The sequence below is a fragment of the Pseudomonas sp. G3-39 genome (assembly GCF_054790485.1).
In genome coordinates, this window is record NZ_CP186497.1 from 5,522,162 (window position 1) to 5,547,455 (window position 25,294).

General features: G+C 61.8%; 24 protein-coding genes. 9 read left to right on the forward strand and 15 right to left on the reverse strand.

Annotated elements, in window-relative coordinates:
* Positions 1-11 precede the first annotated feature (11 nt).
* The 4 genes from ahcY (at position 12) to ACOYXG_RS24965 (ending at position 5,479) form a co-directional block, all read left to right on the forward strand.
* On the forward strand, positions 12-1,421 hold the full coding sequence (gene ahcY / locus ACOYXG_RS24950; protein WP_027610609.1) for an adenosylhomocysteinase: 1,410 nt from the start codon (positions 12-14) through the stop codon (positions 1,419-1,421).
* Positions 1,422-1,581: 160 nt separating this feature from the next.
* Positions 1,582-2,427, forward strand: coding sequence for a methylenetetrahydrofolate reductase [NAD(P)H] (metF, locus tag ACOYXG_RS24955; RefSeq protein ID WP_003229047.1), 846 nt, complete (start codon positions 1,582-1,584; stop codon positions 2,425-2,427).
* A 146-nt stretch (positions 2,428-2,573) separates the two neighbouring features.
* Positions 2,574-3,386, forward strand: coding sequence for a substrate-binding periplasmic protein (locus tag ACOYXG_RS24960; protein ID WP_123588961.1), 813 nt, complete (start codon positions 2,574-2,576; stop codon positions 3,384-3,386).
* A gap of 221 nt (positions 3,387-3,607) precedes the next feature.
* Positions 3,608-5,479, forward strand: coding sequence for a DEAD/DEAH box helicase (locus ACOYXG_RS24965; RefSeq protein WP_460354531.1), 1,872 nt, complete (start codon positions 3,608-3,610; stop codon positions 5,477-5,479).
* Positions 5,480-5,730: 251 nt separating this feature from the next.
* On the opposite strand, the gene ACOYXG_RS24970 is transcribed toward ACOYXG_RS24965, so the two are convergent.
* From ACOYXG_RS24970 to ACOYXG_RS24980, 3 genes are all read right to left on the reverse strand, one after another.
* Positions 5,731-6,324 (reverse strand): YceI family protein, encoded by a 594-nt coding sequence (locus tag ACOYXG_RS24970; protein WP_096795740.1) that lies wholly within the window; start codon positions 6,322-6,324, stop codon positions 5,731-5,733.
* 31 nt (positions 6,325-6,355) lie between these two features.
* Positions 6,356-6,907, reverse strand: coding sequence for a cytochrome b (locus tag ACOYXG_RS24975; protein ID WP_047596555.1), 552 nt, complete (start codon positions 6,905-6,907; stop codon positions 6,356-6,358).
* A 345-nt stretch (positions 6,908-7,252) separates the two neighbouring features.
* Positions 7,253-9,040 carry a flavin monoamine oxidase family protein gene (locus tag ACOYXG_RS24980; protein ID WP_460354536.1) on the reverse strand — a complete coding sequence of 596 codons (1,788 nt, stop codon included), beginning with the start codon at positions 9,038-9,040 and terminating at the stop codon, positions 7,253-7,255.
* A gap of 224 nt (positions 9,041-9,264) precedes the next feature.
* Here ACOYXG_RS24980 and ACOYXG_RS24985 point away from each other — a divergent pair, with 224 nt between their 5' ends.
* From ACOYXG_RS24985 to ACOYXG_RS24995, 3 genes are all read left to right on the forward strand, one after another.
* Positions 9,265-10,671 carry an adenosylmethionine--8-amino-7-oxononanoate transaminase gene (locus ACOYXG_RS24985; protein WP_460354539.1) on the forward strand — a complete coding sequence of 469 codons (1,407 nt, stop codon included), beginning with the start codon at positions 9,265-9,267 and terminating at the stop codon, positions 10,669-10,671.
* A 142-nt stretch (positions 10,672-10,813) separates the two neighbouring features.
* Positions 10,814-11,533 carry a 16S rRNA (uracil(1498)-N(3))-methyltransferase gene (locus tag ACOYXG_RS24990; RefSeq protein ID WP_098966038.1) on the forward strand — a complete coding sequence of 240 codons (720 nt, stop codon included), beginning with the start codon at positions 10,814-10,816 and terminating at the stop codon, positions 11,531-11,533.
* 232 nt (positions 11,534-11,765) lie between these two features.
* A complete protein-coding gene (locus ACOYXG_RS24995; protein WP_460354542.1) occupies positions 11,766-12,683 on the forward strand; it encodes an IS110 family transposase in 918 nt (305 codons plus the stop codon).
* Between the two features lie 123 nt (positions 12,684-12,806).
* On the opposite strand, the gene ACOYXG_RS25000 is transcribed toward ACOYXG_RS24995, so the two are convergent.
* Entirely contained in the window at positions 12,807-13,709 is a 903-nt protein-coding gene (locus tag ACOYXG_RS25000) for a transporter substrate-binding domain-containing protein (protein WP_027610600.1), read from the reverse strand.
* Between the two features lie 41 nt (positions 13,710-13,750).
* Positions 13,751-14,992 carry a D-amino acid dehydrogenase gene (locus ACOYXG_RS25005; RefSeq protein ID WP_460354545.1) on the reverse strand — a complete coding sequence of 414 codons (1,242 nt, stop codon included), beginning with the start codon at positions 14,990-14,992 and terminating at the stop codon, positions 13,751-13,753.
* A gap of 108 nt (positions 14,993-15,100) precedes the next feature.
* Between ACOYXG_RS25005 and ACOYXG_RS25010 the strand changes: the two genes are divergently transcribed.
* Positions 15,101-16,057, forward strand: coding sequence for a LysR family transcriptional regulator (locus ACOYXG_RS25010; protein ID WP_460354549.1), 957 nt, complete (start codon positions 15,101-15,103; stop codon positions 16,055-16,057).
* 51 nt (positions 16,058-16,108) lie between these two features.
* Here the strand turns inward: ACOYXG_RS25010 and trhA are convergent, their stop codons facing one another.
* Entirely contained in the window at positions 16,109-16,726 is a 618-nt protein-coding gene (trhA, locus tag ACOYXG_RS25015) for a PAQR family membrane homeostasis protein TrhA (protein ID WP_047596560.1), read from the reverse strand.
* A gap of 142 nt (positions 16,727-16,868) precedes the next feature.
* Here trhA and ACOYXG_RS25020 point away from each other — a divergent pair, with 142 nt between their 5' ends.
* The gene (locus ACOYXG_RS25020) at positions 16,869-17,783 is read left to right on the forward strand and encodes a LysR family transcriptional regulator (RefSeq protein WP_150370171.1); all 915 of its coding nucleotides are present in this window, start codon (positions 16,869-16,871) and stop codon (positions 17,781-17,783) included.
* Positions 17,784-17,893: 110 nt separating this feature from the next.
* On the opposite strand, the gene madM is transcribed toward ACOYXG_RS25020, so the two are convergent.
* From madM to mdcA, 9 genes are all read right to left on the reverse strand, one after another.
* Positions 17,894-18,658 carry a malonate transporter subunit MadM gene (gene madM / locus ACOYXG_RS25025; RefSeq protein WP_027610596.1) on the reverse strand — a complete coding sequence of 255 codons (765 nt, stop codon included), beginning with the start codon at positions 18,656-18,658 and terminating at the stop codon, positions 17,894-17,896.
* A gap of 1 nt (position 18,659) precedes the next feature.
* On the reverse strand, positions 18,660-19,076 hold the full coding sequence (gene madL, locus ACOYXG_RS25030; protein WP_027610595.1) for a malonate transporter subunit MadL: 417 nt from the start codon (positions 19,074-19,076) through the stop codon (positions 18,660-18,662).
* A gap of 66 nt (positions 19,077-19,142) precedes the next feature.
* On the reverse strand, positions 19,143-20,063 hold the full coding sequence (gene mdcH / locus ACOYXG_RS25035) for a malonate decarboxylase subunit epsilon (RefSeq protein ID WP_115988711.1): 921 nt from the start codon (positions 20,061-20,063) through the stop codon (positions 19,143-19,145).
* Positions 20,060-20,680 carry a malonate decarboxylase holo-ACP synthase gene (locus tag ACOYXG_RS25040; protein ID WP_460354554.1) on the reverse strand — a complete coding sequence of 207 codons (621 nt, stop codon included), beginning with the start codon at positions 20,678-20,680 and terminating at the stop codon, positions 20,060-20,062. The genes mdcH and ACOYXG_RS25040 overlap by 4 nt, the downstream gene beginning before the upstream one ends.
* Positions 20,674-21,459, reverse strand: coding sequence for a biotin-independent malonate decarboxylase subunit gamma (mdcE, locus tag ACOYXG_RS25045; protein ID WP_460354557.1), 786 nt, complete (start codon positions 21,457-21,459; stop codon positions 20,674-20,676). Before mdcE ends, ACOYXG_RS25040 begins: the two co-directional genes overlap by 7 nt.
* On the reverse strand, positions 21,456-22,307 hold the full coding sequence (locus tag ACOYXG_RS25050) for a biotin-independent malonate decarboxylase subunit beta (RefSeq protein WP_460354559.1): 852 nt from the start codon (positions 22,305-22,307) through the stop codon (positions 21,456-21,458). Before ACOYXG_RS25050 ends, mdcE begins: the two co-directional genes overlap by 4 nt.
* Positions 22,300-22,599 carry a malonate decarboxylase subunit delta gene (locus ACOYXG_RS25055; protein WP_007964081.1) on the reverse strand — a complete coding sequence of 100 codons (300 nt, stop codon included), beginning with the start codon at positions 22,597-22,599 and terminating at the stop codon, positions 22,300-22,302. Before ACOYXG_RS25055 ends, ACOYXG_RS25050 begins: the two co-directional genes overlap by 8 nt.
* Positions 22,599-23,471: a triphosphoribosyl-dephospho-CoA synthase gene (locus ACOYXG_RS25060; protein WP_460354561.1), complete on the reverse strand. Its 873-nt coding sequence runs from the start codon at positions 23,469-23,471 to the stop codon at positions 22,599-22,601. Before ACOYXG_RS25060 ends, ACOYXG_RS25055 begins: the two co-directional genes overlap by 1 nt.
* Positions 23,471-25,141, reverse strand: a complete 1,671-nt coding sequence (gene mdcA, locus ACOYXG_RS25065) for a malonate decarboxylase subunit alpha (RefSeq protein WP_460354563.1) — start codon at positions 25,139-25,141, stop codon at positions 23,471-23,473. The genes ACOYXG_RS25060 and mdcA overlap by 1 nt, the downstream gene beginning before the upstream one ends.
* Positions 25,142-25,294 lie beyond the last annotated feature (153 nt).

Below are 25,294 nucleotides of genomic sequence, written 5' to 3' on the forward strand. Positions count from 1 at the left end.
GGAGGCTCTTCATGAGCGCTGTTATCACGCCTGCAGATTTTAACGATTACAAAGTTGCCGACATGTCCCTGGCTGCCTGGGGCCGTCGCGAAACCATCATCGCCGAATCGGAAATGCCGGCCCTGATGGGTCTGCGCCGCAAGTACGCCTCCGAGCAGCCGCTCAAGGGCGCGAAAATCCTCGGCTGCATCCACATGACCATTCAGACTGCCGTGCTGATCGAAACCCTGGTTGCCCTGGGTGCCGAAGTACGCTGGTCGTCCTGCAACATTTTCTCGACTCAGGATCAGGCCGCTGCGTCCATCGCTGCCGCCGGCATCCCGGTTTTCGCCTGGAAAGGCGAGACTGAAGAAGAGTACGAGTGGTGCCTGGAGCAGACCATCCTGAAGGATGGCCAGCCATGGGACGCCAACATGATCCTCGACGACGGCGGCGACCTGACTCAGCTGCTGCACGACAAGTACCCACAAGTACTGGACCGCGTTCACGGCGTGACCGAAGAAACCACCACTGGCGTTCACCGCCTGCTGGACATGCTGGCCAAGGGCGAGCTGAAAATCCCTGCGATCAACGTCAACGACTCGGTGACCAAGTCCAAGAACGACAACAAGTACGGCTGCCGTCACAGCCTGAACGATGCGATCAAGCGTGGTACCGACCACCTGCTGTCCGGCAAGCAAGCGCTGGTCATCGGTTACGGTGACGTGGGTAAGGGTTCGGCCCAGTCCCTGCGTCAGGAAGGCATGATCGTCAAGGTTTCCGAAGTTGACCCGATCTGCGCCATGCAGGCCTGCATGGACGGTTTCGAACTGGTTTCGCCGTTCATCGACGGCATCAACAACGGCACCGAAGCGAGCATCGACAAAGCGCTGCTGGGCAAGATCGACCTGATCGTGACCACCACCGGTAACGTCAATGTTTGCGACGCGAACATGCTCAAAGCCCTGAAGAAGCGCGCTGTTGTCTGCAACATCGGTCACTTCGACAACGAAATCGACACCGCTTTCATGCGCAAGAACTGGGCATGGGAAGAAGTGAAGCCACAGGTACACAAGATCCACCGTACCGGCCCGGGCGCTTTCGACGCGCAGAACGACGACTACCTGATCCTGCTGGCCGAAGGCCGTCTGGTGAACCTGGGCAACGCCACCGGTCACCCGAGCCGCATCATGGACGGTTCGTTCGCCAACCAGGTACTGGCGCAGATCTTCCTGTTCGGCCAGAAGTACGCCGACCTGTCGCCAGCCGAGAAAGCCGAGCGTCTGACCGTTGAAGTACTGCCGAAGAAACTCGACGAAGAAGTGGCCCTGGAAATGGTGCGCGGCTTCGGCGGCGTGGTCACTCAACTGACCAAGCAACAGGCTGACTACATCGGCGTCACCGTCGAAGGCCCGTTCAAGCCGCACGCTTACCGCTACTGATTGACGCGGCGGCCTGCTCTCCCTGTGGGAGCGGGCTTGCTCGCGAAAGCGGTCTGTCATTCAGCATTGATGTTGCCTGACCCGCCGCTTTCGCGAGCAAGCCCGCTCCCACATGGGCGGTGCAAGCCTCACAGGCTTCGTGTTTCCAAGGGTATTTCCCATGTCCCAAGACCGTCGCTACAGCTTCGAGTTCTTCCCGACCAAGACCGATGCTGGGCATGAAAAACTGCTCAACGTTGCCCGTCAGTTGGCAACGTACAACCCCGACTTCTTCTCCTGCACCTATGGCGCTGGTGGTTCGACCCGTGATCGCACCCTCAACACCGTTCTGCAACTGGAAAGCGAAGTCAAAGTACCGGCCGCCCCGCACCTGTCGTGCGTCGGCGACAGCAAGGACGACCTGCGCGGCCTGCTGAACGAGTACAAGGCGGCCGGCATCAAGCGCATCGTTGCGCTGCGCGGTGACCTGCCGTCCGGCATGGGCATGACCAGCGGCGAGCTGCGTCACGCCAACGAACTGGTTGAATTCATTCGTGAAGAAACCGGTGATCATTTCCACATCGAAGTTGCCGCTTACCCGGAGATGCATCCGCAAGCGCGCAATTACGAAGACGATCTCGCCAACTTCGTGCGCAAGGCCCGCGCCGGCGCCGACAGTGCGATCACCCAGTACTTCTTCAACGCCGACAGCTACTTCTACTTCGTCGACCGTTTGCAGGCGCTGGGCGTGGATATTCCAGTCGTGCCGGGGATCATGCCGATCACCAACTACAGCAAGCTGGCGCGTTTCTCCGATGCCTGCGGTGCGGAAATTCCGCGCTGGATCCGCAAGCAACTGGAAGCCTACGGCGATGACAGCCAGAGCATTCAGCGCTTCGGCGAGCAAGTTGTCAGCGAAATGTGCGAACGCCTGCTGCAGGGTGGCGCACCGGGGCTGCACTTCTATTCCATGAACCAGGCTGAGCCTAGTCTGGCGATCTGGAATAACCTGAAGTTGCCACGTTAAGCACTAAAAGAAAGATCAAAAGATCGCAGCCTTCGGCAGCTCCTACAGGGGTGTCGTTGCTGCGATTTTTTGCTTTTGAATCCCCGAATTAGAGCTTGTGCAGGCACTTTCTGGCTCTTTCGCGTTTCTCGTCGTAATCTCAAGCCATGCCTTTTTTCGCGCAGTTACTCACCGTGCTGGTTTTTGCTTGCCTGAGCTTTGCCGCTCGGGGCGAGAAGCTGCGTATTGTCACCGAGCCGTGGGCGCCTTACGTCTACGAAGAGGATGGCAAGAACCTCGGGCTGGATTACGAAACCACCGCCATCGTGTTCAAGCGTCTGGGAATCGAAGTCGAGTGGCAGTTCCTGCCGTGGAAGCGCTGCCTGTCGATGCTCGAGACCGGCCAGGCCGACGGCGCACTGGACATCTTTCACAGCGACGAGCGCGATGCCACCCTGCTCTACCCCATCGAACCGCTGTCGGACGTCGAGTTCGTGATGTTCTACGCCAACGACCGTCCCCATCCGTTCCGCCAGCTCGAAGACCTCAAAGGCCTGACCATCGGCACTTCGCCGGGCTATCTGTACAGCCCGGATTTCAGTCAGTCGACACTGTTCACCCGTGAACCGGCACCGACCCACGAAGCCAACTTCGGCAAACTGCTGCGCGGACGCATCGACTTGCTGATCACCGATCGCCGCGTGGGTCAGCATTTGCTCGATCAACTGAATATTCGCGATCAAATCACCGAAAACCCCACGGTCATCAGCCGTCAGAGCCAATATCTGGCGGTTCGACGCAATGCCGGGATGGACTTGCTGGTGGCGCGTTTCGGTGCCGAACTCAAGCGTTTCAAGCGCGAACCGGCCTACGCCGAGCTCAGCGCACGCTACGGCGCAGCCCCGGTCGATGCCGTGCCGCTGGGCAACGCCTCGGCCAGCCGCAAAACCGTTGAGCAGCAGGAAAGCAGCGCGCAGTGATTGCTCTGTTATACTCCGGCGTTCCCGCCAGGCTCACGCCCGGACGCCCGGAACCGTAACAGGCCTCTCGACCCGCTACAGCGCAGCTTTCAGCCCGCGCGAGCGCTCCTGACGTGCCTTCGGAACCGCAGCAGGACCGGACGGGATCGCGTCCTCTTAAACGCGATTCGCGCCAGGCAAGACTCCCATTGGGCCAAGCCCTAACTAAAACAGGATTACTCATGTCCTTTGCTTCCCTCGGTCTCTCCGAGGCTTTAGTCCGTGCCATCGAAGATGCGGGCTATACCGAGCCTACTCCGGTGCAACAGCGGGCCATTCCCGCCGTGTTGCAAGGTCGCGACCTGATGGTTGCGGCACAGACAGGTACCGGTAAAACCGGCGGTTTCGCCCTTCCGATCCTGGAGCGGTTGTTCCCCAACGGTCACCCGGACAAATCCCAGCGTCATGGCCCGCGCCAACCGCGCGTTCTGGTCCTGACCCCGACCCGCGAACTCGCGGCCCAGGTACACGAGAGCTTCAAGATCTACGCCCGTGACCTGAAATTCGTCAGCGCCTGCATCTTCGGCGGCGTCGGCATGAATCCGCAGGTTCAGGCCATGTCCCGTGGCGTTGACGTGCTCGTCGCGTGCCCGGGTCGTCTGCTCGACCTCGCCGGCCAGGGCAGCGTCGATCTGTCCCACGTCGAAATCCTCGTGCTCGACGAAGCCGACCGCATGCTCGATATGGGCTTCGTCCACGACGTGAAGAAAGTCCTCGCGCGTCTGCCGGCCAAGCGTCAGAACCTGCTGTTCTCGGCAACGTTCTCCAAAGACATCACCGATCTTGCCGGCAAGCTGCTGCACAACCCGGAACGCATCGAAGTCACGCCGCCGAACACCACGGTCGAGCGCATCGAGCAACGCGTGTTCCGTCTGCCGGCCAGCCACAAGCGTGCCCTGCTGGCGCACCTGATCACCGCCGGTGCCTGGGAACAGGTACTGGTGTTCACCCGCACCAAGCACGGCGCCAACCGTCTGGCCGAGTACCTGGACAAGCACGGCCTGCCGGCTGTGGCGATCCACGGTAACAAGAGCCAGAACGCCCGCACCAAAGCCCTGGCCGACTTCAAGGCCGGTGAAGTGCGCATCCTGGTCGCGACCGACATCGCCGCGCGCGGTCTGGACATCGATCAGTTGCCACACGTGGTCAACTTCGAACTGCCGAACGTCGATGAAGACTATGTGCACCGTATCGGCCGTACTGGCCGCGCCGGTCGTTCGGGCGAGGCGATCTCGCTGGTGGCCCCGGACGAAGAAAAACTGCTGAAAAGCATCGAACGCATGACCAAGCAGAAAATCGCCGACGGCGACCTGATGGGCTTCGATGCCAGCACCATCGAGGCCGAGAAGCCTGAAGTGCGCGAGCGCCCGGACATGCGCAACCCGCGCAACTCCCGTGGCCCGCGCGGCGACGGTCCGAATGGCGGCGGCGGTGGCGGCGGTCGTAAAGACAAAGGCAAAGACAAGGGCAAGGAAAAACCCGCCGGCGAACGCGGCGAGCGCCCTGCCCGTCAGCAGAAACCACGCGAAGGCACCCCGGCCCGCGAACAGCGTCCGAGCCAGCCACCACGCGCGGCGGCTGATCGTGCACCGGACGAGTTCCTCGACGACGATATCGATAACTTCGGTAACCGCGTCGATTACGTGCCGAAAGCTGCTCCAGCCGGTGGCCGCGGTCGTCGTCCGGGTGCTCCGGCACAAAGTGCAGGCGCAGGCGCAGGCGCTCCACGCGGTGGTCAGTCGCAAGGTCGCCAGAACGGTCCGCGCAACAGCAACGGTTCGAGCACCGGCACCCCGCCGGGCAAACGCAACGGCCCGCGCAACGGTGCTCCGCGTGATGGCCAGGGCCGTCGTGACGAGTCCTCGCGCAACCGCCGCCCGGCTCGCGACGATCAGCAACGCGCCGAACCGGCCGTGCAGAACCCGCGCAGCACCGGGCCGAAGATCATGCACAAGGAGTCCAAGGCAGACCGCTTCCCGACACCTGAGCAGCTCGATCAACTGCCGACCCGCCCGCGCGGCGAAAAACCAGCCTTGCTGACCCGCAATCGCTGAGTTATCGCGGCAATGAAAAATGCCCCGGTTCGAAAGAGCCGGGGCATTTTTTTATGCCGTCACGAATATCCCTGAATCACTGCATATCCCCTGTGGGAGCGAGCCTGCTCGCGAAGGCGGCGGATCAGTCAGCAATGATGTTGACTGAATGACCGCTTTCGCGAGCAGGCTCGCTTCCACAAGGGGCGTGGCAGGCAATAAAAAACGCCCCCGGCCTTACGACCGGGGGCGTTTTTGTATGGCGGCGAAAATTACTTCGCTTTCACACCTTCGAACGAGATGTACAGGTCGACCTTGTCGGACTGTGGACCCAGATCCATCATCTTGCCGAAATCAGAGCGCTTGATGCTGGTGGTGCCTTCAAAGCCGGCACGGTAGCCGCCCCATGGATCCTTGCCTTCGCCAAGGAACACAGCCTTGACCACGATTGGCTTGGTCACGCCGTGCAGGGTCAGGTCGCCGGTCACGTCGGCAGTGTCTTTGCCATCGGCGTTCTTGCCGGTGGATTTGACGCTGGTGGAGACGAACTTGGCGTCAGCGTATTTGCCCACATCCAGGAAGTCTTTGCTGGAGATGTGCTTGTCGCGCTCGGCGTGGTTGGTGAACACGCTGGCGGTTTTCACGTTGAATTCGATTTTGCTGTCTTCAGGCTTGGCGGCGTCAAAGCTGAACTTGCCGTCGATGTCCTTGAAGGTACCGGTGATGTAGCTGTAGCCCAGGTGGCTGATCTTGAAGTCGACGAAAGCGTGCTGGCCTTCCTTGTCGACGGTGTAATCAGCAGCCATCACGTTCGCGGACAGTACGGCCGAACCAATTGCCAGAGCGGCCAGAGTCTTTTTCAACATGCTTTCTTTTCCTTTGAGTCGAGGTTGAATTTCAGGCTTTGCGACCGAGCATTCGAGTGAGGGTCGCATCACGATCGATAAAGTGGTGCTTCAATGCTGCCAACGCATGGAGACCGGAAAAAATTACCAGCGCCCATGCCAGCCAGAGATGAATCACCCCAGCGGTGTCTGCCTGATCCGGTAGCCCGGAAACCAGTGCAGGAACTTCAAACAGGCCAAACACCGGGATCCCGACACCGTCTGCGGTGGAAATCAGGTAACCGGCAAGCATCACAGCGAACAGCCCGACGTACAGAAACCCGTGGCCGAATTTGGCGCCGATGCGGGTCATGCGGCTGTAGCTTTGCAGCGTCGGTGGCGGTGGGCTGATAAAGCGCCACAACACCCGCAACACCATCACACCCAGCAGCACCAGACCGATGCTCTTGTGCAGATCCGGCGCGTCTTTGCGCCAGCTGCTGTAGTAATCCAGCCCCACCATCCACAGACCCAGCGCGAACAGCCCGAAGACCGCCAGCGCCACGCCCCAGTGCATGAAGATGCTGACCCAACCATAGCGTGAAGCAGAGTTACGTAGCTGCATTGCCCAAATCCTGTGAGAACTGCGAACCAAGACTAGCGAGTTATCTATCGAATTAAAGCGGAAAATTTTGCTTTGAAATATCGAGAAATACGATCAAGAGTCTGTAAGTGGCTTGTTAAGGAAAGATTAAACGGGAAAGTGTGGCGGGATGTCAGGTGGAAGATCCTGATGATGTGCTGTTTGAACAGGCCTCATCGCGGGCAAGCCCGCTCCCACAGTGGACAATAGCGCACACAAACTCTGCGCTCACCGCAAAACCTGTGGGAGCGGGCTTGCCCGCGATGAGGTTCTCACAGGCAATAAAAAAGCGCGGCCTGAGCCGCGCTTTTCATTCACCGCAAAGCCTTACTGCGCTTTGCTGTCCGTGCCCGCCGCCGGAGCCGGGGTTGCAGCAGGCTTGGCCGCTGACTTCTTCGCCGGCTCAGCCTTTTTCGCCGCAGGCTTGGCCGGGGCCTTTTTCGCCTCGGTTTTCGCTGCTGGCTTCTTCGCCGCAGGCTTGGCTGGCACTTTCTTCGCCGGCTCGGATTTCACCGGAGCGGCGGGTTTCGGTGCTTCCACTGGTGCTGGCGCAGGTGCCGGAGCCGGTGCAGGCGCTGGAGTCACTGGCGCTGGAGCCGGTTCAGGCGCCTTCACAGGTTCTGGCTTCTTCTCGTCATCCGAACCGCCAAACAGGTTGCTGAAGAAGTTGCCCTTCTTCGCCGCCACGGCACCCGCCGCGCCTGCCGCTGCTGCGGCCGGAACCACTTTGACCGGTTCAAACGACTTGCCGGCAGCCAGGTCTTCAACCTGACTGGCCGCACGCTGACCGGTGCGCAGCGCGCCTTCCAGAGTGCCCGGATACAGAGTGTCGGTGTGCTCGCCGGCAAACGCTACGCGTTGCAGTGGGCGCTCCCACATGCGCCAGAACTTGCTGATCTGGCCCGGGCCGTAAGCCAGGTAGGCGCCGCCCATCGACGGGTCGGTGCTGTAGCGACGGATTTCATAGCCGGTGAACGAGCCACGGGCCTGTGGATAAAACGCGTGCAGACGGATCAGCACCTGATCGACCATCTGCTTGTCGCCGAACGCTTGCATCACGCGGGCATTGTCGCCGGACAGGTTGATCACCACGTTGGCGCCACCTTTCAGCGCCGGCTCGATCCAGAGCATGCCGAGGCCGGCGTTACTGTAGATCTCACCGGACATGCGCGCCTTGCTTTCCCACACAGGCGTCTTGAACTTCAACATGATCTGGTCGCGCCAGCCGTAGTTGGTACCCTTGATCCCGGCCAGGTGCTGAGCGTCCAGCGCCGGGGTCAGCGCAATCTTGTTCAGCGCACGCAGCGGCACGGCCAGCACCACGTAGTCAGCCTGGTAGCCGACACTGCCGACCTTGACGGTCACGCCGTCCTTGTCCTGAGTGATCGCGGAAACCGGCGAGTTGGTCTTGATGGTCTTGATCTGCTTGACGAAGGCCTGGGCCAGTACCTGGCTGCCGCCGACCAGACGCGAAGCACGCAGGTCGCGGTCGGAGACGCCGCGATACACGCGGTTCTGCTGGGCGAAATACAGCAGCGACAGGCGCGAAGGCTCGTCGTAGTGGGTGCGGATGTCCTGGTTGATCAGCTGACGCGCGGTGGCCGGCAGGTTCTGCTTGTCGAGCCAGCTCGAGACGTTGATCTGGTCCAGTGCATGCAGGGTGTTGGTCGCGGCCGGGTTCTGCGGGTCGTCGATCGAACGGGCCAGATCGTCGAGGGTTTTCTGGTAGCGCTTCAAGGCATCGGCGGTGGCCGGTTGCTTGGTCGCCAGATCGGCTGCGGAGAAATACTCGCCGTCGATCAGATAACCGGGGGTACGCACGAATTCAGGGGCTGGCGTGGTGCCCAGCTTGAAGGTCGAGACGTATTTGTTCAGCACCGGCTGGGTCTTGTCGTTGCCGATCCACTCGCTGGTGGCCATGCCCGAGCGACCGCCCAGGCTCGGCTTGGCTTCGAGCAGCGTGACCTGCCAGCCCTTGTTCTGCAGCTCGTAAGCCGCGGTCAGGCCCGACAGGCCGCCGCCGATCACGATTGCGGTTTTATCCTTGGCCAGCGCCGTAACGCTGAACAGCCCCAACATCACCAGCGCACAGGCGCGCAGCCAACCGACAGACATTCAGCGAACTCCGGAAATACACGTAGGAAAAAAGCAGTTTTGCGGGTCAGACGACCCAAAGAACCGCGAAGAATACGTCAGCCATCAAAACGCCGCCAGCGACGTCTATCGGCCCATACAAAGTAGCTCAATCGACGCAATGGGTTGTCCCGGCGCGATGCATTGCATAGGCTTGCGCGATTGTTTGCCCGCGCCTGACGCGAGCCGCCTCGAGGAGACTGTAAATGGGCCTGAATAACCAGTGGATGCAACGCGACCTCGCGGTGCTGTGGCATCCCTGCACCCAGATGAAAGACCACGAACAGCTGCCGCTGATCCCGATCAAACGCGGCGAAGGCGTCTGGCTCGAAGACTTCGAAGGCAAGCGCTACCTCGACGCCGTCAGCTCCTGGTGGGTCAACGTGTTCGGCCACGCCAACCCGCGCATCAACCAGCGCATCAAGGATCAGGTCGATCAGCTGGAGCACGTGATTCTGGCCGGTTTCAGCCATCAACCGGTGATCGAACTGTCCGAGCGTCTGGTGAAGATGACCCCGGAAGGCCTGAATCGGGTGTTCTACGCCGATAACGGTTCGTCCTGCATCGAAGTCGCGCTGAAAATGAGCTTTCACTACTGGCTCAACCGCGACCAGCCGAACAAGAAACGCTTCGTCACCCTGACCAACAGCTACCACGGCGAAACCATGGCAGCGATGGCAGTCGGCGACGTGCCGCTGTTCACCGAAACCTACAAAGCGCTGCTGATGGACACCATCAAGGTGCCAAGCCCGGATTGCTACCTGCGCCCCGAAGGCATGAGCTGGGAGGAACATTCGCGCAACCTGTTCGCCGCCATGGAACAAACCTTGGCAGAACATCATGACAGCGTTGCGGCAGTCATCGTCGAGCCGTTGATTCAGGGCGCCGGCGGCATGCGCATGTATCACCCGGTGTACCTCAAGCTGCTGCGCGAGGCCTGCGACCGCTACGGCGTGCACCTGATCCACGACGAAATCGCCGTCGGTTTCGGCCGCACCGGGACAATGTTTGCGTGTGAGCAGGCCGGCATCCGCCCGGACTTCCTCTGCCTGTCCAAGGCCCTGACCGGCGGCTATCTGCCGCTGGCAGCGTGCCTGACCACCGACGAGGTCTACAGCGCGTTCTACGACGACTACCCGACCCTGCGAGCCTTCCTCCACTCGCACAGCTACACCGGCAACCCGCTGGCCTGTGCGGCGGCGCTGGCGACGCTGGATATCTTCGAGCAGGACAACGTCATCGAGAACAACCAGGCACTGGCCCGGCGCATGGCCTCGGCCACTGCGCATCTGGTCGATCACCCGAATGTCAGCGAAGTGCGGCAGACCGGCATGGTGCTGGCGATCGAAATGGTCAAGGATAAAGCCACCAAAGAGGCCTACCCTTGGCAGGAGCGACGAGGCCTGAAGGTGTTCCAGCATGCGCTGGAGCGTGGCGCGCTGCTGCGTCCGCTGGGCAGCGTGGTGTATTTCCTGCCGCCGTACGTGATTACCCCGGAGCAGATCGACTTCCTCGCCGAAGTCGCCAGCGAAGGCATCGACATCGCCACCCGGGACAGCGTCAACGTGGCGGTGCCGAAGGACTTCCACCCGGGGTTCCGCGATCCGGGCTGATTGAGAATTTGTGGCGCCTGAACTGCCGCTTTCGCGAGCAGGCTCGCTCCCACCCTGGAATGCATTTCCCTGTGGGAGCGAGCCTGCTCGCGAATGAAGTCGACACCGATCCAACTGATCCACATCTTTCCAGAGACCCGAAATGAGACTGTCCCGCTTCTTTATCGACGCCCCCCTGAGCACCGGCGAACACGAACTGCCGGAAGCCCAGGCGCATTACATCAGCCGCGTGCTGCGCATGGCCGAGGGCGATGCGGTGCAGTTGTTCGACGGTTCCGGCCATGAGTTTCGCGGCTCGCTGGTGGAAGTCGGCAAGAAACGCGTCGTCGTGCAGATCGACGAGCAGTTAGCCGGGCAGATTGAATCGCCGCTGCAGATCCACCTCGGCCAGGGCCTGTCCCGTGGCGAACGGATGGACTGGGCGATCCAGAAAGCCACCGAGCTGGGCGTGACGGAAATCACCCCGATCTTCAGCGACCGCTGCGAAGTGCGCCTGAAGGACGAACGCGCCGACAAACGCCTGCTGCACTGGCGTCAGGTGGCAATCAGCGCCTGTGAGCAGTGCGGGCGTTCGCGGGTGCCGGTGATTCATCCGCCGGTGCTGCTGGCGGACTGGTTGAAACAGACCGAAGCCGAGCTGAAACTGGTGCTGCACCCGGTGGCGGAACCGTTGGTCAGCCATGCCAAACCGGCGACCCTGGCGTTCCTGATCGGCCCCGAGGGCGGCTTGTCCGACGCCGAAGTCGAGCAAGCCAAGGGCAACGGTTTCCACGCCGCCCGCCTCGGCCCACGTGTGCTGCGTACCGAGACTGCGCCAGTGGTTGCACTGGCGGTGGCTCAGCAGCTTTGGGGTGACTTCTAGGGCCTCTTCGCGAGCAAGCCCGCTTGTGTCTGAGTAAGGGAATAAACTCTGGGGTGAGAGGGGTGGATGGCAAGCTGTGAGTCCGCGGTGCTTGAAGCACGAGTGGGAGCAAAGCTGCCATCCACCTTTCTACTCTGGCCCATAAGCCCGAACAGTTGGACGAGCGCCACTCGAATCACAAGCGTGGGCAAAGCCAGAGCACTCTCACTTCTGAGTGTAAGAGGGTTTTGCCATGATTTCCTGGGTCGGCATCGATATCTCCAAATCCAATCTGGTCGTCTGGGTTCAACCACAGAAAGACGGCTTTGAAGTTCCCAATACGATTGAAGGCTTTGATGTGCTGGTCGCGCGTTTAGGTCAGTACACGGTTGGCCGCGTGTTGCTGGAAGCCACAGGCGGCTATGAACGCAAGGTCATGGCGGCATTGCAGCAGGCAAGTTTCAGCGTGTTGAGGATCAATCCTCGCCGGGCCAGAGCCTTTGCCGTAGCAATGGGCAAGAACGCCAAAACCGATCCCATCGACGCGGCGGTTCTCGCCGATTTTGCCGAAGCGCTGCATGCGTCTCGCGAAAAGCCCATCTCGCCTGAGCGTGAAGCCCTGCGCGAGTTGATTCAATTACGCGAGCACTTCGTCCAGCAGCGCGACGACAACAAGCGCCGGCTGCAGCAGGCCCAGTTGCCTGCGGTTGTAGAGGCGATCAGGGACCATATTCGCTACCTGCAAACCCAGATCAAGCAGCTCGGCAAAGCCATCGATCAAAGCATGCGTGAGCTGGATGCGGAAAAAGCCGATCGGCTTATCTCCGTCAAAGGCATCGGCACTGTGGCGACCGCCAGCTTGTTGGTTTATCTGCCCGAACTCGGCGAGCTGGATCGCAGGGAGATCGCCGCACTGGCGGGAATCGCCCCCTACAACGACGACAGTGGAAATCACAGCGGGAAACGTCAGATTTACGGAGGGAGAGCGCGCGTCAGACGTGCGCTTTACATGTCGTGCTGGGTCGTTATCCGCCATCAAGCCGACTTCAAGGCCCGTTATGAATCCTTAAGAGAACGGGGCAAGAGCGCGAAAGTCGCGCTCATCGCCTGTATGCGAATACTGCTGATCAGATTGAATGCCATGCTGCGAGACGGCACAGAGTGGCGGTGACGAATGGTGGCAGTAAGACAGTTGCTCCCACATTGGATTTCCAGTGAGCACAAATTTTGTGTACACCCGAGAACTACTGTGGGAGCGGGCTTGCTCGCGAAAAGCTTCCCCTCGGTCTGACTGTCACTCCACCGGATCACTGACTGGCCTGGCAATGATCGCCTTCAACTCGCTGGTCATCGGAAACTCCAGGTTCAACCCCTTTGGCGGGATCGGCTGTTCGAACCACTTACGGTAGATCCCGTTGATCTCCCCCGAGCTGTACAGATCGGCCAGCGCGTCGTTCACCAGCGCGAGGAATGGCGGATCATCCTTGCGCACCATGCAGCTGTAGATTTCCCGCGATTGTTCCTCCCCCACCACGACCCAGTTGTGCGGGTCCCGCGCCTTGGCCCGCTCGCCGTAGAGCAATGCGTCGTCCATGTAGAAGGCCGCTGCCCGTCCCGACTGCAGCATCTGGAACGCCTCGCCGTGATCCTTGGCGCTGATCACGAACATGTTCAGTTTGTGGTCGAGGTTGTAGCTCTTCAGATAGCGCTCGTTGGTGGTGCCGGCGGTGGTCACCACGTTCTTGCCGCGCAGGTCATCGAAGCTGTGAATACCGCTGTCCTTTGCGGTCAGCAACTGCCCTTTTACGTAGATGAAACCGTAGGAGAACGCGACCTGTTTCTGCCGCTCGGCCGTCACCCCGGTGGAGCCGCACTCAAGATCAACCGTGCCGTTCTGCACCAGCGGAATCCGCGTCTGCGACGTCACCAGGTTGTACTTCACCTTCAGCTCCGGCAACGCCAGTTGCTGCTTGATCCGCTCGACAATCTTGCCCGCCAGCTCCACCGAATACCCCATCGGCTGCCCGGTGTGATCGCCCACATACGAGAACGGCACCGACGCATCGCGATAGCCCAGGGTGATGCTGTTGGCGCTGGCGATCTTGCCAAGCGCGCCGGTCAGCGGCACTTCATTGGCCTGTGCCTGGGCGCCGATGAACAGCGCCAGTGTGCAGCCGAGCAACGTGATTTTTTGCATTGTTATTCTCCGTTGTGGTTGGGGTGTTTTAGCAGAAACCGTCACGCCGCACGGGGATTGAAGCCGTGCAGATCAATGGATGTACGCCGCTGTCCGATCAGTTCGCTGAGCAACTGCCCGCTGCCGCAGGCCAGGGTGAAACCGAGCGCGCCGTGGCCGAGGTTGAGCCACAGATTGCGATACGCCGTGGCGCCCAACAACGGTACGCCGGTTGGGGTGGCCGGGCGCATGCCCGCCCACTCCACAGCCGCGTCGTAATTGCCGGCATCGGGAAAGGTGTCGCGGGCCTGGCGCTTGATCAGTGCCAGCCGCTCGGGATCTACCGCCGGGTCGAAACCGACGATGTCCACCATCGCCGCCACCCGTAACTGTTCGCCGATGCGCGCGTAGACGATCTTGCGGTCGTAGTCGGTGATGCTCACGTCCGGCGCCCGATGCCCGTTGCCGATCGGCACGGTCAGGCTGTAACCCTTCAGCGGATACAGCGGCACGTGCAGGCCGGGCAGCGTCAGCAAAGAGCTTCGGTGCCCGGCGGCGATCACCAGTTGGTCGACCGGCAGGGTTTCGTCGCCAAGCTCAATGGCGGTGACGGCGCCGTGGCTGTGACGAATACCGGTGACTGCCTGACCGAGACGAAACTCGCAGCGGCCCGCCGCCTTCAATCGCACCGCCAACTGCTGGCAAAAGGCGTGACAGTCGCCGACTTCTTCATCCGGCGTGTAGATCGCGCCCACAAACGGCGCCTTGGTCAAGGCCGGTTCCAGTTGCGCACATTCGGTGGCGGACAACACCTGTTGTTGCTGCGGATCGGCCAGGCCCTTGCGCGCATGGTCGAAACTGACGGCATTGCGGAAAGTCACCAGTTTGCCGTTGCGCCGCCAGTTGAAACCGGTGAGTCCGTCATTCTCGCGCCAGCGTTTCAGCGTGCTCTGGCTGAACAGCGCCAGACGCAACAGATGCGCCGCGTTTTCGCGGTTGACCGAGGTGCGGCAGGCGGCGAGAAACGACGCCATCCAGCGCCATTGCGCCGGGTCCAGACGCGGGCGCAGCTTGAGCGGTGAGTCGCCGCGCAGCATCCAGCCGATCGCCTGCAACGGCACGCCGGCATCGGCCAGCGGCGCCACATAGCGGTAGGACAACTGGCCGCCGTTGGCGAAGCTGGTTTCGCTGCCCAGCGACTGCCGCGCCTCGACCACTGTCACTTCGAAACCGTCGCGCACCAGCGCATAGGCCGTTGCCAACCCGATCACGCCGCCGCCGATGATGCACACACGCTGAGCCATGTCCGTCCCTATTTCTATTTGAAGACGAGGCTGAGGTTAGGGTGAGGTGACAGGCGCCGAACAATGAATAAAGATGCCAGACCTATAAACAAAGGTTATGGACTCGCCATGCGCCTTCGCCACATCGAGATTTTCCAGGCCATCCGCCAGACCGGCTCGGTCAGCGCCGCTGCGCAATTGCTGCACGTCTCGCAACCCGCGGTGACCAAAGTGCTGCAGCACGCCGAGCAGCAGTTGGGCTTTCCGTTGTTTCTGCGGGTGCGCGGTAAATTGCAGGCGACCCCGGAAGCGCTGGAGCTGGAGCGCGAAGTCGACAAGGTCACGGAAAGTCTGCAGGGCGTGCGGCGCCTGGCACAGAGCCTGCGCCGCGAACCCGGCCACAGCCTGCGGATCGGCGCGACTCCTGCGCTGGCCCTGTCGTTGCTGCCACCGGCGATCCGGCAATGGACGGCGCAATTCCCGGACATCGCCTGCGAACTGTCCAGTGCCCACAGCCGCGAGTTGATGCAGAACCTGCTGATGCGCGAAGTGGACGTGGCCCTGACGTTGCAGTTGCCGGATCATCCAGGGTTGAAGGCGCAGGCATTGGCATCGGGCGTGTTGGTGGCGCTGGCGCCGAAAGGTTACTGGCCGGAGAAAGACGCCGGTCAGCCGTTGCCGCTGATGGCGTTGGCGGGAGCGCCGCTGATCGGGCTGTCCAGCGCCGACCCACTGGCTGCCCGACTCGACAGCTACCTGGAAGCGGTCGAGCCATCGCCTCGCGTGCGGATCGCCGTGCAGACGTATTCGCTGGCGCGGGCGATGGTGGAGTCCGGGGCTGGCGTGGCGGTAATCGACCCTTTCACGGCACTCGGTGCTTCGCCGACCAGCACCGTAATCCGCCCGTTGGCGCCGCCCTTGCCGATCACGTTGTACGCAGTGACCCGCGCCACCGAACCGCCACCGCATACCCTCGGCGACTTGTTGCAGATATTCAGCAGACGCGCGCAGATACAACTGCAAACCCTGGTCCCTGTGGGAGCTGGCTTGCCAGCGATTGCGGTGGCCCCATCAACACATGAGTGACTGACAGTCCGTCATCGCGGGCAAGCCCGCTCCCACAGGATTTGTGATGTTCTAAAGGACGTAAAACAGAATCGCCACAAAGTGCAGCAGGCTCCCGGCGATCACAAACAAATGCCAGATCCCGTGCGCATGCCGTAACCGGTGATCCAGGGCAAAAAAGATAATGCCCACGGTGTACAACACCCCGCCCGACGCCAGCCAGGCAAAGCCTGTCGTGCCCAACGCCGCAATCAACGGCTTGACCGCCACCAGCACGATCCAGCCCATCACCGCATAGATCACGATCGACAGGATTCGCGCTTCGGAGCGTGGTTTGATCTCCTGCAGGATGCCGATCAGCGCCAGCCCCCAGACAATTCCGAACAGCGTCCAGCCCCACGGCCCGCGCAGCGTCACCAGGCAGAACGGCGTGTAGCTGCCGGCGATCAGCAGGTAGATCGAGAAATGATCAACCTTCTTCATGATCGCTTTCTTGCGCCCGCGCACGCTGTGGTACACGGTCGAGGCGCTGTAGAGCACCAGCAAGGTAAAGGCGTAGATCGCCACGCTGACAATTTTCCACGGACTGCCGTCGAGGCTGGCAATCACAAGCATCCACACGCCGCCGATAAATGCGGCCACTGCCCCGACCAGATGCGTCCATGCGTTGAGTTTTTCCCCGTGATACATGTGTCGCTCACCTCGTTATTCGTTACCGCAGCGCGCAAGGCTCGGGCCTTGAGCGTAAAAGCGCAATGTTTCTGTTCAACGCGGACCTGCGCACGCCACGGTAATTGGGCACAATCGGTCGATACCAAAAAGAGTCCGCGCCATGCTGATCGACGAAGAGTTGACCCTGAAAAAACTCGAGGTGTTCCTCGCCTTCATGCGCACCGGCAACCTGGCGCGCGCCGCTGTCGAGTTGCAGACCAGCAATGTCAGCGTGCACCGGGCGATCCATTCGCTGGAAAGCGCCCTGCGCTGCCCGCTGTTCAAGCACGAAGGGCGCAACCTGACGCCACTGGAAAGCGCCTACGTGCTCGAAGAACGCGCGCAGAAGCTGATTCAGGACGTGGTCGAAAGCGTGCGCCTGACCCGCGAGGCCGCCGGGTTCTCCGCTGAACGCTTCAAGCTCGGCTCGCTGTATTCGCTGACGGTGAAGACCGTACCGCAACTGATCATGGGCCTGAAGATCCGCCGCAGCGAACTCAACATCGACCTGATCCTCGGCTCGAATATCGACCTGTTCTACAAGCTGAAGAACATGGAAGTCGACGCGATTCTGGTGTCGCTGGACGACACGGTCAGCGACCCGGACTGCGAGCAGATCCCGCTGTTTTCCGACGACATTTTCCTCGCCACGCCGGCAGACTCAAGATTCGCCCAGCGTCAGGAAGTCGATCTGGCTGAAGTGCGCGACGAAACCTTTATCACCCTGACCCAAGGCTTCGCCACCCATCAGGACGGCATCCGGGTATTTAAACAGGCAGGGTTCGAGCCGAAGGTAGCGATGCAGGTCAACGACATCTTCACCCTGCTGAGCATGGTCAGCTCGGGGGTGGGTTATGCGTTGCTGCCAGGAAGGATTGCGGCGGTGTACGAGAACCGGGTGAAGCTGATTCCGTTGCAGGAGAAGTATCGGTTGCAGCAGCACATTGGCGTGGTGTTCTTGAAGGCCAAGGAGCGTGATCCGAATTTGCTGGCGTTGTTGGCGGAGTGTCGGATGTATGCCAATCGCCAGGCTTGAGGCCGAGTCGCGCCCTTCGCGAGCAGGCTCGCTCCCACATTGGAATGCATTTCCCTGTGGGAGCGGGCTTGCTCGCGAAAGCGTCAGCCCAGACAACTCAAATTCCGGACCTAACCAACAATCCCGCGAACAATGAAGAACAACAGAGAAGGCCCGAGCAAACAGCCAAGCCCGGTGTGAAACGTCGCCGTCAACGCCCCATAAGGCACCAACCGCCGATCCGTCGCCGCCAACCCCGCCGTCACCCCGCTCACCGTTCCGGCCAAACCACCGAACACCATCGCCGAACGCGGGTTATCCAGGCCCATCCAGCGCGCCGCGACCGGCGTGCCGACCATCACCAGAATCGCCTTGATCAACCCGGTGGCAATCGACAGCGCCATCACATCCGACGTCGCGCCAATCGCCGCACCGGTCACCGGGCCGACGATGTAGGTCACCGCGCCCGCGCCGATGGTGGTCATGCTCACCGCATCGCGATAACCGAAGGCCCAGGCCATGCTCGCGCCAACAATGAACGGCAGGATCGTACCAAGCAACAGCGCAATCACGCCGATCAACCCGGCCTTCTTCGCCTCGGTCGCCTGCACTTCGAACGCCGTGGCGACGATCGCGAAATCACGCAGCATCGCCCCGCCCATCAGGCCGATGCCGGAGAACAGCGTCAGATCCGCCAAGCCTTTCTGGCCGCCAGTCAGGGTGCCGCCGACCCAGGCCAGTACCAGACCGATGACGATGGCAATCGCCGAGCCGTGAATGCGCCCGAAGGTCAGGCGTTTCGAGAGAATCACCGAGACCCACATGATCACGCCGACGAAAGCGAACGCGGTGATCAGGCCGTTGTGTTCCAGACCGTTTTCAATGAGTGCCCACATGTCAGCGACCTCCTACCGGGGTGCCGACCGGAGTGACTTCCACCGGTTCGTCGGGCAACGGTTCGCCTTTATGGGTGCGGCTGATCAAGGCAATCGTGCAGCCACACACCAGCACCGAACCGATGGCCGCCAGCACCGCCACCGGGCCGCCGTGCAGGGCGGTGACAACGTTCTGTTGCGCGGCCATCGCCACCACCACCGGAATGTACATCGCGCCCCAGAAGCCGACGCCCATCTCGCAATCCTTGGTCATGCCGCCGCGTTTCTGCATCCACAACCGCGCGCAGATCAACAGGATCATGGCGATGCCGACCCCGCCGACGTTGGATTTGACGCCCAGCAACACGCCGAGCATGTCGCCCATGATCACCCCTGCCAGCGTACAGATCGCCAACAGCGCCACACCGTAAATAATCATTGTTGTAGTCCTCAAAGTGCATCGTCGAATGTTGTTTTTGTTGTTCGAAGCCTGAGTCGCGGCGGTTTATGGTCGGCGGCCACCCTCCTCTCGCAACAGCGCCTGCAAGGTGTCCAGACGCGCACTGTCGAAGGCAGTGACCGTGCCCGATTCAAACACCCGGCGCGCCAGACCGGTCAGCACCGCACCGGGCGGCAGTTCGATTTGTAAACGTACACCGCGCTCGTAAGCGCTTTGCACGGTGCCGCGCCAGTCCACCACGCGGCACATGTTGAAAGCGAGGTCATCACGCAACGCATCAGGCTTGATCAGCGGACGCGCGCGACTGCCACTCAGATAAGCGATTTTCGGGATTTGCAGTTCCACTTTGGCGAAGGCCTCGGCGAGGATTCGCGCAGGCTGATCCAGCAACGGACAGTGCGACGGCACGCTCACCGCCAGGCGTTTCGCCAGACCGGCGCCACGACTGCGCGCCAGTTCCGCCACCGCTTGCATGGCCTTGTCGCTGCCGGCAATCACCACCTGGTTATCGGCATTGATGTTGGCCAGATACACCGGCGACTCCGCGCTGTGCACCTGCGCCAGCAGCGTTTCGACGGTGGATAATTGCAGACCGATGATCGCGGTCATGCCATAGCCCTGTGGATAAGCCTGCTGCATCAACTCGCCACGCAGGCTGACCAGATGCAGCGCATCGCTGAAGCTCAAGGCCCCGGCGACCACCGCTGCCGGGTACGCACCGATGGACAGGCCGGCGACGTAATCCGCCGTGAGTCCGTCCTGCAGCAATTGTCGTGAAGCAGCGACCCCGGCGATCAACAGGCACAGCTGAACCGCCCGGGTGCTGCGTAACGCATCGGCAGAATCGAGCAGCGCGACATCTTCACCGAGCACATCGCTGGCCTCGGTCAAGGTTGCCCGAGACAAATGCTGGAGCATGCCCGGTTGCTGCGCGCCCTGACCGGGGAACACCAACAGACTGCTCACGCTGCCTGCTCCTGCGGGTTCCACGGATTAACCACCAGACAGGCCTGATGCTGATTTTTCAGCAGCACCCGAGCCGAACCGCTGGCCCATTCGCGCAAAGCCACTGCACCGAACGGCGTCTGCAATTGCATGTCCACCCGGCACACAGCCTGATCGAAACGCTCGACCAGTTTGCGTGCCTGATTACGCGTGATCAGTTGCGGTGTCCGCAGAATCAGATCGAGGTCACTGGCCGCGTGCATCGCGGTAAAATCACTGGCCAACTCAAACCCGACACTGCCGCTGACACCCCAGACCCAACCGCAATCATCGAGCATCGGCCGCAGTTGTTTGAGTGCCTGCATCACCGGTAAATCACGCTCGCAATCGACATGACACAGCGCCTCCGGACTGACCCGACGCACAACCGCCTCAAGCGCCATGAACGCCGCCAGCCGCTGCTCACGCAACACACCGCGCACGCCCACCGCGATCAATCCTTCAGCGCTCACCGCCCGCCGCACCACCACCGGTTGCCCGGTAGCCAACGACTCGATTGCCCACTGCGGCGCATCCGCCGGTAGCTGCGCCGGGGTCATGCCCCACAGCAGGTCGTGGGCCAGTGGCAGGTTCACCACTGCGCCCTCAACAGTTCGCGCACGCGGCTGGAGGCTTGGCGATTTCTTGCGCCGAGACGATTGCTCAAGTCAGTGCTGGCGATATCGCCGATGGCCTGTTTCAGGCACTCGATCACCCGCGCCAGATCCTCCGCCGTCGGCTGCTCGATCTGCTGCACCGAGAGGGTTTCCCAGAGCAATCCGAGGCTGGCATAGCTGTCGATGTCGTAGGCCATTGGCGGCACGCTGGCGGCCAGTGCTTCCAGTTCCTCGACACTGCGCAAGGTCACCCGCGCCGCCGAGGCCTTGCCCATCGCATGCACCATCACCCCGGGATCGCGCAGGGCAATCAAGCGGTTGGCCTGATAACCGTGGGCAAGAAACGCCCCGGACATCGCCTTGCCCACCAGCAGCGCAATCACTGGATGCCCGGCCAAACGGGCGCGGGCATAACTGTCCGCCGCACCGGCCAGGGCCTGATGAATGCCGAGGGCTTCTTCGCGACGACCGTAAGCCTGGCTCGGGACATCGACGATGGCGATGATCGGGCGCTTCTGCGCTTCGTCGCGATCTGCCGTGATCACGTCATCCACAGCCTTGGCCAGACCCCAGCCTTCGAGCAAGCCAACTTCACCGTTGCGAGCCCGTGGGAAACGGTTGTCCGGGTCAGCGACCACCGCGATAAACCGCCCGAGTTCGCCGTCGGCGACCTTCAACGATGGCGGCAAACCTTCGACCGCTTTCGCACCAGCGCTCAGGGCGTTGAACCAGTTCAAACCGCGCACGGAATAAACACTCATGAGCGCTCTCCTTGATACAGATCGCGAACCACCGACGGTTCGATTTGCTTGGCGGTGTCCAAACGGTTCAGGCGTTGCAGAAACCAATCGGCACGCTGACTGCGTGACTGGGTTGGCAAGCCTTGTTGCAACAACTCGCCCACCTGCTGGCGAATCTGTGCCACATCATCGGCGACATAACGATCCACCAGACCACTGGCGAACCGCTGCTCCCCACCGGTCAGGCTCCAGATGAAGGGCCGGTCGCGGGAGTCGTATTCCTCGATCCCGGCTTCCTGTTCGATCACCTGCGGGCCGTTGAGGCCGAGGCGTGCTTCCTGGGTCACCAGCAAATAGCTGCACAGCGCAGCGGCAATCGACATACCACCGAAACAACCAACACTGCCCGCGACCACGCCGACCACCGGTTGGTACTGCTGCAAATCGACAATCGCCGCATGAATATCGGCAATCGCCGCCAGCCCGAGGTTGGCTTCCTGCAAACGCACGCCACCGGTTTCCAGTAGCAACACCGCACGCGTCGGAATGCCTTTGCGGTTGTCTTCGGCGGCCAGTTCCAGCGCGCCGGCAATCTTCGCCCCGCCGACTTCGCCGAGGCTGCCGCCCTGAAACGCGCCTTCGATGGCGGCGATCACCACCGGCAATCCGTCGAGGCTGCCTTTGGCAATCACCACGCCGTCATCGGCTTGCGGCACCACACCCTGGCGTTCGAGCCACGGCGACATGACCCGTTGAAACGGGTCGAGCAATTCACGGAAGGTCCCGGCATCGAGCAAGGCTTTCGCCCGATGCCGCGCACCGAGCTCGACGAAGCTGTGCTTGTGCAACAGCGCTGCGCTGTCAGTCATGGCCGATCTCCTCGAAACCTTGTTCCAGACGCAGCCGCACCACACCCGGCGTGGCGCCGAAATCGTGGATATCGATGGCCATCGCCGGTGGCGTGGAGCCGTCGAACATCCGCGCAAACAGATGTTGCCAGCGCTGCTGCGCACCGTTGACCGAGGTCTGCACATTGATCGTCAGCTTGCCGGCCAGACCCGGTTCGATCAGCACTTCCAGATCGCCCGAGCCGACACAACCGACCAGCGCCCGCCCGCGTGGCGGCTGCCCGGCGGGGAATTCAAAGGATAAGGTTTCCATCAAAACGCTCCCTGAAGGATGCCGTCGCGCTCGATACGGTCGAGCAGCAGCGTGGCGGCGAGCAAGTCGGCGGCGCCACCGGGCGAGGCATTCAATGCAATGAGTTGTTGATCCAGTTCGTGCAGGCGCCGCCGCCCGCTGAGGCTGGCGCTGCCGCCAGCATCGAGCACCGCTTGCGCGCCGTGTTGCATGGCGTGCAGGCCCTGTTCACCGGCGCGGTAGAGCACGCAGGTGTCGGCCAGATCGGTCATGATCGCCAGCAGCGCATCGAGCCGGGCGTTCTGTTCGCCGTGGCCGCTGGCGCGGCTGCGTTTGAGTTGCGGCAGGCCACGTTGCAGCACGGACGGGAAGCCGAGTTGCGCTTCCTCACGGGCACCGCGTGCGCCGTAACGCAGGGCGACTTGTGCGCCGTGGCTCAGCGGTTTTGGTGCGTAGCGGTCATCGAGTAATGCCAGACGTGCGGCGCGCAAGGTGACGGCGTTGGCACTGCAGGATTTCGGTTCGAGTGCAGCGGCGGTCACCAGTAACCCCAGTGCCCAAATGGCCCCGCGATGGGTATTCACCCCGTTGGTGGTCGCGAGCATCGCTTGCTCGCCTTCGCGACCGATGCGACCAATCGCTTCGCGTAACGGCAAACCGACTTCGCCCATCGCGATGGCGGCCTCGGCCATTTCCTTGAACGCCGGCCACAACGACAACGCCGAGGCGTGCATCAGGCCCAAGTGCAGATCGGTGTGCGCGCCATTGCCGCGCCGGTCGACCAGCGCCGGTTTCGGCGACAGATCGGCTTCGTCGATCAGCGCATCCACCGCCAGATCCGCCAGGCGTTCGCTCAGGCTCAGGGGTTTCGCTTGCAGGTTGAGTGCGTGCATTACCAGCTCCTGAACTTGGCGGGCGGGTTGTACAGGCCGCCGGACCACTCGACCAGATCGGCCACACTTTTCGCCGCCAGCAGTTCGCGGGTGGCGTCGGTGCGGCGGATGCCGAGGTCTTCGGGCAAGGCGATCAGGCCTTCGCGGCGCATGCGTTCGGTATCTTTCGGGTTGTGGCGCAGGCCGATGGCAGTCACGCCCGCAACCGCAGCGATCATCGCTTGGCGTTCTTCCAGCGAGCGCGCTTTGTACAGGTAGGCGATGCCCTCTTCGGTGAGCAGGTGGGTAACGTCGTCGCCGTAGATCATGATCGGTGCCAGCGGCATACCGCTTTTCTTCGCCACTTCCACCGCGTCGAGGGTTTCGACGAAGGTCGGTTTGCCGCCCTCCTGAAAGGTCTCGACCATTTGCACCACAAGTTTCTTGCCGCGTTCGAGCATCGGTTGCTGTGAATCGTCGTGGCGCATGTCGAGCCAAGCCGGGGTGCCGTGACGGCGACCGCGCGGGTCGTGGCCCATGTTCGGCGCACCGCCGAAACCGGCGAGGCGACCACGGGTCACGGTCGAGGAATGGCCGTCGCCATCGACCTGCAACGTCGCGCCGATAAACAGATCCACCGCATACTGCCCGGCGAGTTGGCAGAACATCCGGTTGGAACGCAGCGAGCCGTCGCGCCCGGTGAAGAACACGTCCGGGCGCGCGGCGATGTAGTTTTCCATGCCCAGTTCGGTGCCGAAGCAATGCACGCTCTCGACCCAACCGCTCTCGATCGCCGGGATCAGGGTCGGGTGCGGGTTGAGCGTCCAGTTGCGGCAGATCTTGCCTTTGAGGCCGAGGGATTCGCCGTAGGTCGGCAGGATCAACTCAATGGCAGCGGTGTTGAAACCGATGCCGTGGTTCAGCGACTGCACGTTGTGTTTTTCGTAGATCCCGCGAATCGCCATCATCGCCATCAACACGTGCACCGGTTTGATGTGCCGTGGGTCGCGGGTGAACAGCGGTTCGATATAGAACGGCTTGTCGGCCACCACGACGAAATCGACCCATGACGCCGGGATGTCGACGCGCGGCAGTTCGCTGACGTCGTCGACCAACTGGTTGACCTGGACAATGACGATGCCGTCGCTGAACGCGGCCGGTTCGATCAGTGCCGGGGTGTCTTCAGTGCTGGGGCCGGTGTAGATGTTGCCGGCGCGGTCGGCCATGAACCCGGCCGAGAGCACGACATTGGGGATCAGGTCCACCACCAGCCGCGCGTAGAGTTCGATGTAAGTGTGAATCGCGCCGACTTCCAGCAGGCCGTCTTCAAGCAACTGGCTGATGCGCAGGCTTTGGGTGCCGGCGAAGGAGAAATCGAGCTTGTGGGCGATGCCGCGTTCGAACAGATCAAGGTGCTCGGAGCGACCGACGCTGGGCATGATCATGTGCAGATCATGCAGCTTGGCCGGGTCAGCCTTGGCGAGCGAACGGGAAAGGAAATCCGCCTGCTTCTGGTTGTTGCCTTCCAGCACCACCCGGTCGCCGGGATGGATCAACGCTTCAAGCGCGGCGACGATCTTGTCGCTGGGCAACACCACACCGTCGGCCAGCCCGCGCACCTTGTCGAGACGCCGCTGCTTCTCGTCACGCCGCCGCGTCCAGCGCGAGTCGGGGGAAATTGTTGTTGTCATGCTCACTCCACGGGGTTCGCTGTCGTGGAGCTAAGGTAGGCGTGTGGGGTGGGGGCATCAATCAAGCGCGGTGGTGAATCATTACGCTGAGCGTAACGTTCACTGCCGCATTCGCGAGCAGGCTCGCTCCCACAGGGGTTCTGTGTCGTGCTC

Coding starts and splice junctions, on each gene's coding strand:
- ACOYXG_RS24985 (WP_460354539.1), top strand. CDS start 9,265: ATGGGCCTGAATAACCAGTGGATGCAACGCGACCTCGCGGTGCTGTGG.
- ACOYXG_RS25060 (WP_460354561.1), bottom strand. CDS start 23,471: ATGCACGCACTCAACCTGCAAGCGAAACCCCTGAGCCTGAGCGAACGC.
- ACOYXG_RS24990 (WP_098966038.1), top strand. CDS start 10,814: ATGAGACTGTCCCGCTTCTTTATCGACGCCCCCCTGAGCACCGGCGAA.
- madM (WP_027610596.1), bottom strand. CDS start 18,658: ATGTGGGCACTCATTGAAAACGGTCTGGAACACAACGGCCTGATCACC.
- ACOYXG_RS24960 (WP_123588961.1), top strand. CDS start 2,574: ATGCCTTTTTTCGCGCAGTTACTCACCGTGCTGGTTTTTGCTTGCCTG.
- ahcY (WP_027610609.1), top strand. CDS start 12: ATGAGCGCTGTTATCACGCCTGCAGATTTTAACGATTACAAAGTTGCC.
- ACOYXG_RS25005 (WP_460354545.1), bottom strand. CDS start 14,992: ATGGCTCAGCGTGTGTGCATCATCGGCGGCGGCGTGATCGGGTTGGCA.
- ACOYXG_RS24995 (WP_460354542.1), top strand. CDS start 11,766: ATGATTTCCTGGGTCGGCATCGATATCTCCAAATCCAATCTGGTCGTC.
- ACOYXG_RS25020 (WP_150370171.1), top strand. CDS start 16,869: ATGCTGATCGACGAAGAGTTGACCCTGAAAAAACTCGAGGTGTTCCTC.
- ACOYXG_RS25010 (WP_460354549.1), top strand. CDS start 15,101: ATGCGCCTTCGCCACATCGAGATTTTCCAGGCCATCCGCCAGACCGGC.
- ACOYXG_RS24965 (WP_460354531.1), top strand. CDS start 3,608: ATGTCCTTTGCTTCCCTCGGTCTCTCCGAGGCTTTAGTCCGTGCCATC.
- ACOYXG_RS25050 (WP_460354559.1), bottom strand. CDS start 22,307: ATGACTGACAGCGCAGCGCTGTTGCACAAGCACAGCTTCGTCGAGCTC.
- metF (WP_003229047.1), top strand. CDS start 1,582: ATGTCCCAAGACCGTCGCTACAGCTTCGAGTTCTTCCCGACCAAGACC.
- trhA (WP_047596560.1), bottom strand. CDS start 16,726: ATGTATCACGGGGAAAAACTCAACGCATGGACGCATCTGGTCGGGGCA.
- madL (WP_027610595.1), bottom strand. CDS start 19,076: ATGATTATTTACGGTGTGGCGCTGTTGGCGATCTGTACGCTGGCAGGG.
- ACOYXG_RS24970 (WP_096795740.1), bottom strand. CDS start 6,324: ATGTTGAAAAAGACTCTGGCCGCTCTGGCAATTGGTTCGGCCGTACTG.
- ACOYXG_RS24975 (WP_047596555.1), bottom strand. CDS start 6,907: ATGCAGCTACGTAACTCTGCTTCACGCTATGGTTGGGTCAGCATCTTC.
- mdcE (WP_460354557.1), bottom strand. CDS start 21,459: ATGAGTGTTTATTCCGTGCGCGGTTTGAACTGGTTCAACGCCCTGAGC.
- ACOYXG_RS25055 (WP_007964081.1), bottom strand. CDS start 22,599: ATGGAAACCTTATCCTTTGAATTCCCCGCCGGGCAGCCGCCACGCGGG.
- mdcA (WP_460354563.1), bottom strand. CDS start 25,141: ATGACAACAACAATTTCCCCCGACTCGCGCTGGACGCGGCGGCGTGAC.
- ACOYXG_RS24980 (WP_460354536.1), bottom strand. CDS start 9,040: ATGTCTGTCGGTTGGCTGCGCGCCTGTGCGCTGGTGATGTTGGGGCTG.
- ACOYXG_RS25000 (WP_027610600.1), bottom strand. CDS start 13,709: ATGCAAAAAATCACGTTGCTCGGCTGCACACTGGCGCTGTTCATCGGC.